The following is a 9,735-nucleotide window of genomic DNA, read 5'->3' as shown; positions in this document are numbered from 1 at the left end:
GAGGTCCTCTCCAAATATATCGGCTATCGCTTCACGCGCGACGAACCGCGCGTCGCCGCGCGCTTCCATATAACCGCCGACGAGTTGCGGACGGTTGCCGAAAACTGCGCTTTCGCCATGACGGCCGATACCGGTATTGGTCTTAGCCCGACTCTGGGACAGCTTAAGAAAGCGCTGGCCCATCAGAACACCGCCCTCAGCTCCGAAAAGCTTGGTGCCGCGTTGAATGCGCTGATCTACATGAAGCTTGGGCGCTCTTCGCAATCCGAAGCCGTTGGCGACGAGGCCGAGTTCACCTTCTCGCACCGCCGCTTCCAAGAGCATTTTGCGACGTGCGTCGTGCTGCGCGATACCCAGTCGATTACGCACAGGCAGCTTCTCACCGATGCGCGGTGGCGCGAAACGGCGGTTACAATGCTGCAGACCGGCGATGAAGCTTCGGTCCAGTCGCTTCTCGATTGCGCGTGGGGCCTGCTGACGCTCACTCCGGCGCAGCAAGCGATGACCGCGAATAGCGAGACGCGCCAACTGCAGGCCTTCCCATGGGCGCCGGCTCAGCTCCATATCCTTCGTATCCTCGAAGCCGGCACACTTGGCGGGGTCGAACGCATGCCGGCAGCAATGCGGGCCGAGATCGGGAAGCTCCTGGCCCTGGCGTCGGCCACCGAAAATTTGCTCGATCGAAAACTTGCGCTCGAAGTGGCCGGGACAGCACCGCACGATGCGCTGATCGAGCTGATGAGCGACGCCCTCGCGACCGGCAGCGTCTGGCTCAGCGATATCGTTTACCAGCAGGCGTCGCGATTGGCCGCGCCTGTTTCGACCATCTATCGCTCGGTCCGCATCTCGGTGCTGCGCCTGTCGCGCAGCGGGGCGCTCCGGACCGAATATGTCGCGACAAAGGCCTATCTGTCCCGCTTGCCGTCGCCGGCCAATCTCCTAGCGGCCTTGCGTCTTTCCAATATCGCGCCTCTCATCGATTTCCTTTTGCTGCCGGCGATCCTCATCATTGCGGCGCTGAACATCGAAGGCATGCGGTTCGGAATTGCCGCCGTTGCGATTGCCATATTCTGGGTCGCCGGCCTCCTCATGCGACGCGCCGAGATCGAATCGCCGATCGGAATGTTCGGACTCAGCATGCGCATCGTCGCATGCATGATCGCCAGTTTTTCGGCACCCTATTTAGACACTGGCCCGGAGCAGCACGATCGGGACGCTAAAATCCTCCACCTTTGGGAACTCATGCGTTCAGGTCTTGTGTTCCAAAAGGATGAGCTGGCGCTGCCAAAATTTCCGCTGCCCGAGACTTGGGATTACCAGCAGATCGCGCTTGTGATCGGGCTCATCTATGCAGCGATCTGGTATATCGCGGCAGAAGTGAACATCAGGAGAGGACGGCATCTCAGTCCGCTGATGTGGCCCTTTTTCCCGCCGCTTCTGCTGTGGGACATGCTGATGATCATCATCCGACGTCCCGAGCGCTTAAAGCGCATGGCAATGCTGATTGCAGGGGGGATGACGCTCCCGCTTTTCGTGTTCGTGCTCATCCCGATCTTTCCCCCGCTGGGGTTCGCCCTGCTTATCTTGATGGCCTCGTTCACGCTGGCGGCGATGGTCTCTTTGACCGACGCCTTCGTCAGGATGGGCCGCGGTCAAATCTTTGTAAGGCGTTGGCAAAAGGATCACGCGTCGAAGGTCGATGCCGAAGCTTTCTCGAAACTGATACCGCTTGTCGAGGTGCCTTGGGCGAATGTCGCTGCGCTGCGCTGGCTCGCCGACCAGCCGCTCGCCGGCCCACCCGCGACCTGGGTCAGCGCGATCGAAGCGGCCATCGAGGCGAGTGCGGCCGCGATGGAACCGCCAACCCGGCGTTCGGGTATCGGATTCTATTTTCGGGAACGTTTTCCGACGGCGCGGACATTGAGGGCGCTCTTCAATAGCAGCTACATCGAGCAGCACGATCGACTGTATCGCTTGTTGGAACGGGTGACTGCCAACTACCGTAATCTTTAGTTCAGCAAGCGGACCACGCGCTTGGATGCCGCCCGAGGGGCACACTGATGTCGTCCGTCTGTGCAGTCGGAGATGCTTTGCGGCTAAGCCCCGCGGGGGCTAATTTTATATCGCAACGCTGAACTCTTTTCTGCCTCCTGCGCGGTTCGGTGCGTTCGCCCGTCTATGGGAAGAAGATGTTCGCTATCAGTCGATGCGCGCGCCAGGCCCGGGCGGGCAGCATGCAAATAGAACGGATAATGCCATCCGGGCGACACATGTGCCGATAGAAAGGTTGCCCGCATTCCCGGAAGGAAGGATGGGATCGCAATCGTCAACTTGAGCGGGGTAATCCGGTAAGGACCTACGTCGGTTCGGACTTCAAGCTCAAACGATCCAAATGACATGGCAGCTTACTCGGTCTGCTGGCCGAAAGTTGTCATTCCGCTTTCGGCCAACTGCGGGCTCTCACGGAACATTATAGATCCCCCGCTGGTTCCGGGTTTCCATGCGCGTTGCATAAGCGAACTGAGCTGGAGTTAGAATGCCGATATTGCTGCGTATATTGATCGTCGAGGATGATGCGATCATCGGCATGCTTCTCGAAGAATATGTCATGATGATGGGGCGAGAGCCGATCGCTGTCGTCGATGGCGTTACGCCCGCGCTTGCCCGGATTGCGCAAGGCGGCATCGATGCGGCGATCGTCGATGTTCATCTTGCTGATGGCGATAGCGGCGATCCGATCGCGGTGGCGCTGGCGGAGGCGAACATCCCGTTCCTGGTGGCGACGGGTGGTTTTACGGGGGCGCTAGGGCCGGCATGGCAGAACCGCCCGGTTCTCGCGAAACCCTTCACGCTATCGAGCCTGCGCGAAGCCCTCGGGGCGCTCGACGGATAACCTCTTCGTTCGCGAATTTGGGAACCGCATTCGCGTATCGATCATTTTGAACGGACGATGCGACGATCAATGGAGCGGAACGGAATGACGGAACAGAGCAGCTTGGACCGGACTATCAAGGCCGAAACGGGTGTCTCCGGGCTGGACGACATCACCGCCGGCGGCTTCGCGCGCGGACGGATATTCCTCATGGAGGGCGATCCGGGCACAGGAAAAACGACGATCGCCAATCAGTTTCTCTTGGCAGGTGCGGCTAAAGGCGAGCGCTGCCTCTACATCACGCTGTCGGAGACCGAGGAGGAGCTGCGCGAAACCGCTAAATCGCATGGCTGGGACCTTCCCGACAACTTCCATATCTTCGAACTCGTGCCGCCCGAGGCGCTCCTCAACGACGAACAGCAGCAGAGCCTCCTCTATTCTTCTGACCTTGAGCTTGGCGAGACGACCAAAAGAATCCTCGAAAAATATGAAGAGGTGAAGCCTGATCGCGTCGTGCTCGACAGCCTCTCGGAAATCCGCTTGCTGGCCCAAAGCTCGCTTCGCTACCGCCGCCAGATCCTGTCGCTCAAACATTATTTCGCGCGTCATGACGCGACGGTGTTGCTCCTCGACGATCTGACGTCGGAAAGCGCAGACAAGACCGTGCACAGCGTTGCGCACGGCGTCATCCGGCTTCAGGAGATGTCGCCCGAATATGGCGCCGAACGCCGCCGCTTGCGGGTACTCAAATATCGCGGTCAGCGCTTTCGCGGCGGCTATCATGATTTCATCATCGAAAGGGGCGGGGTACGCGCCTTTCCGCGCCTCGTCTCGCTCGAACACAAGACAGACTTCGAGCGGAAAGTGATCGCGACCGAGAATGGCGAACTCAACGCGCTGCTCGGTGGCGGCTTCGATACCGGATCGAGCGCGTTGATTCTCGGGCCATCGGGGACGGGAAAATCGCTCTTCGCGCTCACCTTTGTCGAGAGTGCGGTCCGCCGCGGCGACAAGGCCGCGATGTTCATCTTCGACGAAGAACTCGGTCTTCTCTTTGCGCGGGCCAAGGGTATGGGGATCGACATCCAGCAGATGGTCGACAGCGGCAATCTTATCATCGAACAAGTCGATGCCGCCGAACTGTCGCCAGGCGAATTCTCGCAGCGCGTCCGCAATTGTGTCGAGCAATATGAGGCGAAAACGGTTGTGATCGACAGTCTCAACGGTTTTCAGGCCGCGATGCCCGAAGAGACGGCTCTCATTCTTCACATGCACGAACTGCTGCAATATCTGAATCGGCAGGGCGTGATGACCTTCCTGACCGTCGCGCAGCACGGCCTGGTGGGTGACATGAAGGCTCCCGTCGATGTAACCTATCTCGCCGATACCGTCGTGCTTCTACGATATTTTGAGGCGGCGGGCCGCGTACGCCGCGCGATATCGATCATGAAGAAGCGCACCGGTGCGCATGAATATACGATCCGCGAATATCGCATCGGGTCGCAGGGCATTTCCCTTGGCGCGCCTTTGACCGGTTTCCAGGGTGTACTTCGCGGCGTTCCCGAAATCATCGGTTCCGCGGAACTGATGGAACCCCCACAGGCACTTCCCGCCGGATGAACCGGACCTTTTCAGAGCGGGCGATCATTCTCGCGCCGCGCGGAAGGGACGCCGATATTGCGGCTTCGATGTTGAGCGAAGCCGGCATCGAGAGCGGCATCGCCAAAGGTCTCGACGATTTTGTCGATATCCTGCAGAACGGGGCGGGCTTCGGGCTCGTTACCGATGAAGCACTGCGCGGCGCTGACCTTCGCGGGCTCGATGGCTTCATTCGGGCGCAGGGCGAATGGTCCGATTTCCCGTTCATCCTGCTTACCGAGCGCGGCGGGAGCATCGAGCGCAATCCCGCTGCCGGACGCTACCTCGAGCTTCTGGGCAATGTCACCTTCATTGAACGGCCCTTTCATCCCACCACGCTCATCAGCATCGTGAAGGCTGCGCTGCGCGGGCGACGCCGCCAGTACGAGGCAAGGACGCGCCTCCAGGCGATCCGCGAAGGCGAGCAACAGCTACGCATCGCGCTATCGGCCGGACGGCTGGGCGCATGGACCTATGACGTCGCGTCGATGCGGCTCGATGCATCGCCCGATTGCAAAAGCCACTATGGCAGGTCCGCCGACGACCCGTTCCCGTATGACGAACTTGTCGCCAGCGTGCACGACGACGACCGGGCGACAATGCAGGCGGAGGTTCGCCGAGCCCTTGCGACCGGCGCCGACTATGACATCGAATATCGCTGCGTCTGGCCTGATGGGTCGGTGCATTGGGTGCAGGTTCGCGGCAAGCCCGAGCTCGATGCGAGTGGCCGTGCGCTCGGGATGATCGGCGTCAGCCAGGAAATTACCGAGCGGAAAGCGGCCGAAGAGACGCTCCGCAACTTCGCGGTCGAGCTTGAGCAACGCGTCGAGGAACGTACGCGCGAACATGCCGAAGTGATGATGCAGCTTCACGAGGCCCAGAAACTCGAGACGCTCGGCCAGCTCACCGGTGGCGTCGCCCATGACTTCAACAATTTGCTCACGCCCATCGTCGGTAGCCTCGACATCTTGCGCACCAAGATTACGGAACCGCGGCTGCAGAAGCTTCTCGATGGCGCTCTCCAGTCGTCCGAGCGCGCGCGGACACTTGTCGCCCGCCTGCTTGCCTTTGCGCGCCGCCAGAATCTCGAGACGCTTCCCGTCGATGTGAAGGAATTGATCGCCGGGATGGAGGAACTCGTTCACCGCTCGATCGGTCCGACGATCGACCTGTCGGTCGATCTTGCAGTCGATGTCCCTGCGGCGATGGTCGATCCCCACCAGCTAGAACTCGCCATTCTCAACCTGGCCGTCAACGCGCGCGATGCGATGCCCGATGGGGGGCGCCTCGCTATTTCGGTTGATCACTGGGAGGCAACCGATGAGGACGGGGGCCTTCCCGAGGGCATCTATGTCCGCATCGCGGTAGCGGATAGCGGGGCGGGCATGGATGCCGAGACGCTCGCGCGGGCCGTCGAGCCTTTCTACTCAACCAAAGGGGTGGGCAAGGGTACCGGGCTCGGTCTGTCGATGGTGCATGGTTTGGCCGCTCAGTCGGGCGGGCGATTGTCGTTACATAGTAAGACCGGCAGCGGCACGGTCGCCGAAATTCTGCTACCCGCCGCCTCTTCAGAAGCTTTATCACATGTCTCTCCGGCCGATGCGCCGCTTCTCGAAACAGCGCCGCTGCGGATATTGCTCGTTGATGACGAAGACATCGTTCGCGAGGGAACTGCGGCCATGCTCGAAGAGATGGGGCATCTGGTGACGCAGGCCGCCGCGGGAGCGCAAGCTCTTGGCCAGATTCGATCGCAGCCCTTCGACATCATCGTAACTGACTATCTGATGCCATCGATGAGTGGGCTGGAACTTGCGCGCGAAGCGCGCAGGGTTCGCGCCGATATTCCTGTTCTGATGATCACCGGATTTGCTGATCTTGCCGAGGATACGGCGAGCGATGTCCTTCGCTTACCGAAGCCGTTTCGCGCGGCCGAGATGGCGCGTGCAATCCGTGGTGCCATGGCGGAAGAGGCGCTCGCTAGCTGACGGAACATCTTTATCCGCCTCCGCTCTGATCGGAATATTTGGGAGCCGCGCATCGGCAAGTCAGGCGAAGCGTTAGGATAGGGATGTCCGATTACCGCGTTTTCAAACTATAAGCAGATCGTCTTCAATCGGCCACACCCGCCGAAATCTACGATTTTGCTCCGGTTGAAGCCAGTTCGCGAGCGACCGACAGGAATGCGGCCAGCCCGGCGGACGGATGCCTCCGGCCTGGATAATAAAGACAGAGGCCGGGGAAGGGCGGGGTCCAGTCTTCAAGCAGGCGGACGAGCGTTCCTGCTTCGATATCGGCGATGACATCCTGTTCGAAATAGAAACCGATCCCGCGTCCGGCCATTACAGCGGCGCGCGACAGGTTGAGTTCGTCGAACGTCATCGGGCCGCTCACCTCGATCTGCGCCGTGTCGCTGCCCTTCTCGAAGTGCCAGCGGTAGAGCGCGCCATCAGGCAAGCGGACACGAATGCAGTCGTGGGAAGCGAGATCGGTCGGTACCAGCGGTCGTGATCGCGAGGTCAGATACGCAGGCGAGGCGACCGCCGCGAAGCGCTGCGCCTCGCCCAGCGACAGCGCGATCATGTCGGTCGGGATGAGCGAGGCAACGCGAACGCCGAGATCGAAACCTTCTGCGATGATGTCGCGCAGCTGGCCCTCGGTTACGACGTCGACATGCATGTCGGGATAGCGGCGCGAATATTCCAGGAGCAAATGGGTGAAAGCGGGCGAGCGTACCGCGAAGGGCGGCGCGTTGATCCGCAGCGTTCCCGTCGGCGTCGCGCGGCGTTCGCGGACGATCTCGATGGTTTCGCGGACATCCTGAAGCGAGGGACCAAGGCGATCGACGAAAATCCGACCGGCGTCGGTCAATGCGACGCTCCGTGTCGTGCGGTTGAACAGGCGCACACCCAGCTCGGCTTCGATCCGCGCAATCATGTGGCTGAGCGCCGTCGTCGACATGCCCAGATCGACGGCGGCATGCCGGAAGGATCCGCGACGTGCAACGCCCAGAACGGCGTCGAAGTCCCGAAGCGCCAGTCGCGACATTATCCTGAATCCTTCACTGGCTCATGCCATATTGGCCTACTTATCCGGATAGTGTGCTGGTCTTACAACGGAGGCAAGTCAAATGAAGGAGACTTATCATGCAGACCAAGAGCGAATCCGACACCAATCAGAACGGCATCCAAGCGGTTGTTGCAGCCTTGCCCAAACCCATCGCCGACTTTGTCGAGGCCAACGCACGGCTCGACGTTGACGGCATGCTGAAGCCGTTCGCCGCCGATGCTCTCATAGTGGACAACGGCCACCGTCACGCGGGCCACCCCGAAATCAGGACGCTGTTCGAAGACGAGGTCGTCGCCGTGAAGGCCATCTTCACGCCGGACAGCGTTCGCCACGAGAACGGCAAGATCGTCGTCGAGGGCCCCGCACATGGCGACTTCAAGGGCAGTCCCATCCGCTTCACCTATGACTTCACGCTCGAGAATGACGCCATCCAGACGTTGGAGATCACGCTATGAGCATTACCCTTGATCCGACCGAGTTCGCCGGCAAGCGTGTCGTCGTCAGCGGCGGCACCAAGGGGTTGGGCCGCGCCACCGTCAAGCGTTTCCTTTCCGGCGGCGCCCGGGTAATGACCGCCGCCCGCGGAAACCCCGACCCCATTGCTGGCGTCGAGTTTGTTCGGGCCGACCTGACGACAGCGGCGGGCGGGGAAAGCCTGGCCGCAGCGGCTCTCGCGCAAATGGGCGGCGTCGACATCGTCGCCCATGTGATCGGCGGTTCATCATCACCGGGCGGCGGCTTTGCCGCCCTGACCGACGATCTCTGGCTCGACGAACTGAATTTGAACCTTCTGGCCACGGTTCGCCTTGATCGACTTCTGATTCCGCAGATGGTCGAGCGCGGCGCCGGCACGGTGGTGCATGTCACCTCGATCCAGTCGGTGCTGCCGCTTCCTGAATCGACGACAGCCTACGCCGCCGCCAAGGCTGCGCTCAGGACCTACAGCAAGTCGGTATCGAAGGAGCTCGGGCCGAAGGGGGTGCGGGTCAACGTCGTTTCTCCCGGCTGGATCATGACCGAAGCGTCCGAGGAACTGCTGAAGCGGCTGCAGGCCGCCAATGGCGGTACGATCGAAGACGCGCGGCAGGTCGTCCTTGACGGCCTCGGCGGAATCCCGATCGGGCGTCCGGCCGATCCGCATGAGGTCGCCGATCTCATCGCCTATCTGGCTTCGGATCGCGCCGCCGCCATCCACGGCGCGGAGTTCGTCATAGACGGTGGCACCGTTCCGACCGTTTGAGGTCATTGCCCCGACGTTCGCACCTCGCAGCGGACGCGGCAGCCGGCAGGGACGCGTCCGATCGCTTCGAGGGCCGGGACGTCGTCTCGCCGTGTCCGTTGCACGGCCGATCAGCATCGCATTTGGCGTGCTGTCACGCATTGCGGCACGGGAAGACACGCTGTTTCCCGAGGAGTCTGTCATGCCCAGATCATTCACCCCGACGGCGGCGCTGTGCCTTGCGGGCGCGCTGGCACTCGCTGCGCCCGCCGCGCACGCGCAGGATCCCGCGCCGGCTGCTTCGCTGGTTGTCGGGACCAAGGTCTATGACCAGAATGGCGAACAGGTCGGCGAGATCGTGAAAGTGTCCGGAGACAGGGTTGCGGTGTCGATCGACGGCAATGGACTGGTCGTGTCGAAGAATGCCTTTGTGAAAAGCGCCAAGGGCCCGGCGCTGAAAGCTCCGAAGGCGAAGATTGTCGCGGTCCTGAGGCAGGCCGAGGCCGATGCGGCGGCCGTCGATGGAGCATTGAAACCTGGCGCCGAGGTGCGGAGCGCCGACGGTGCCGTGGTGCTCGGCAAGGTCACGGCGATGGCGCCTCAGGGCGCAATATTGACCACCAGCGAGGGCAATATCACCATGCCGCGTGCCGCATTTTTCCTGTCGGCGCGAGGGCTGGCGATGAAGGTCGATGAAAAACAGTTTCTCGCCGGCGTCAGGGCGGCGCGGGCGCAAAAGAAGGGCGGGTAGGGATGGGGACGCCCTAGCATCAATCGCGACATCGAGGAGACTGGCATCATGGCGATCAAGCGGATGGACAATATGGGAATCGTAGTCGAGGACCTCGATGCCACGGTAGATTTCTTTCTCGAACTCGGCCTCGAGCTCGAGGGTCGGGCTACGATCGAAGGCGAATGGGCGGGCCGTGTTACGGGTCTC

At 61.4% G+C, this 9,735-nt stretch carries 8 protein-coding genes and 1 pseudogene; 8 read left to right on the top strand and 1 reads right to left on the bottom strand.

What is annotated here, in order from left to right:
* The 5 genes and pseudogenes from VGD20_RS03230 to VGD20_RS03215 all read left to right on the top strand — a co-directional run.
* Positions 1–2,013, top strand: a 2,013-nt coding sequence (locus tag VGD20_RS03230; RefSeq protein WP_331133072.1) for a hypothetical protein, incomplete at its 5' end; no start/stop codon positions are given.
* A 169-nt stretch (positions 2,014–2,182) separates the two neighbouring features.
* A pseudogene (locus VGD20_RS21775) lies at positions 2,183–2,278 on the top strand (peptide chain release factor-like protein); the annotation flags it as partial.
* A 258-nt stretch (positions 2,279–2,536) separates the two neighbouring features.
* Positions 2,537–2,893 (top strand): response regulator, encoded by a 357-nt coding sequence (locus VGD20_RS03225; protein ID WP_331133071.1) that lies wholly within the window; start codon positions 2,537–2,539, stop codon positions 2,891–2,893.
* A 102-nt stretch (positions 2,894–2,995) separates the two neighbouring features.
* Complete coding sequence (locus tag VGD20_RS03220) at positions 2,996–4,492, top strand: ATPase domain-containing protein (protein WP_331133070.1); 1,497 nt, start codon at positions 2,996–2,998, stop codon at positions 4,490–4,492.
* Positions 4,493–4,560: 68 nt separating this feature from the next.
* The gene (locus VGD20_RS03215; protein WP_331133069.1) at positions 4,561–6,495 is read left to right on the top strand and encodes a response regulator; all 1,935 of its coding nucleotides are present in this window, start codon (positions 4,561–4,563) and stop codon (positions 6,493–6,495) included.
* 148 nt (positions 6,496–6,643) lie between these two features.
* Here VGD20_RS03215 and VGD20_RS03210 read toward each other — a convergent pair whose 3' ends face one another.
* Positions 6,644–7,555, bottom strand: coding sequence for a LysR family transcriptional regulator (locus VGD20_RS03210; RefSeq protein ID WP_331133068.1), 912 nt, complete (start codon positions 7,553–7,555; stop codon positions 6,644–6,646).
* Positions 7,556–7,653: 98 nt separating this feature from the next.
* On the opposite strand from VGD20_RS03210, the gene VGD20_RS03205 reads away from it, so the two are divergent.
* The 3 genes from VGD20_RS03205 (at position 7,654) to VGD20_RS03195 (ending at position 9,546) form a co-directional block, all read left to right on the top strand.
* Positions 7,654–8,031, top strand: coding sequence for a nuclear transport factor 2 family protein (locus tag VGD20_RS03205; RefSeq protein WP_331133067.1), 378 nt, complete (start codon positions 7,654–7,656; stop codon positions 8,029–8,031).
* Positions 8,028–8,816 carry an SDR family oxidoreductase gene (locus tag VGD20_RS03200; RefSeq protein ID WP_331133066.1) on the top strand — a complete coding sequence of 263 codons (789 nt, stop codon included), beginning with the start codon at positions 8,028–8,030 and terminating at the stop codon, positions 8,814–8,816. The genes VGD20_RS03205 and VGD20_RS03200 overlap by 4 nt, the downstream gene beginning before the upstream one ends.
* 181 nt (positions 8,817–8,997) lie before the next feature.
* Positions 8,998–9,546, top strand: coding sequence for a hypothetical protein (locus VGD20_RS03195; protein WP_331133065.1), 549 nt, complete (start codon positions 8,998–9,000; stop codon positions 9,544–9,546).
* The last annotated feature ends 189 nt before the right edge of the window (positions 9,547–9,735 follow it).

Origin of the sequence: Sphingopyxis sp. (assembly GCF_036402335.1) — a bacterium.
Lineage (GTDB): Bacteria > Pseudomonadota > Alphaproteobacteria > Sphingomonadales > Sphingomonadaceae > Sphingopyxis.
Note: the sequence above shows the minus strand (reverse complement) of the source record. Positions and strands in the feature narration are given on the sequence as shown.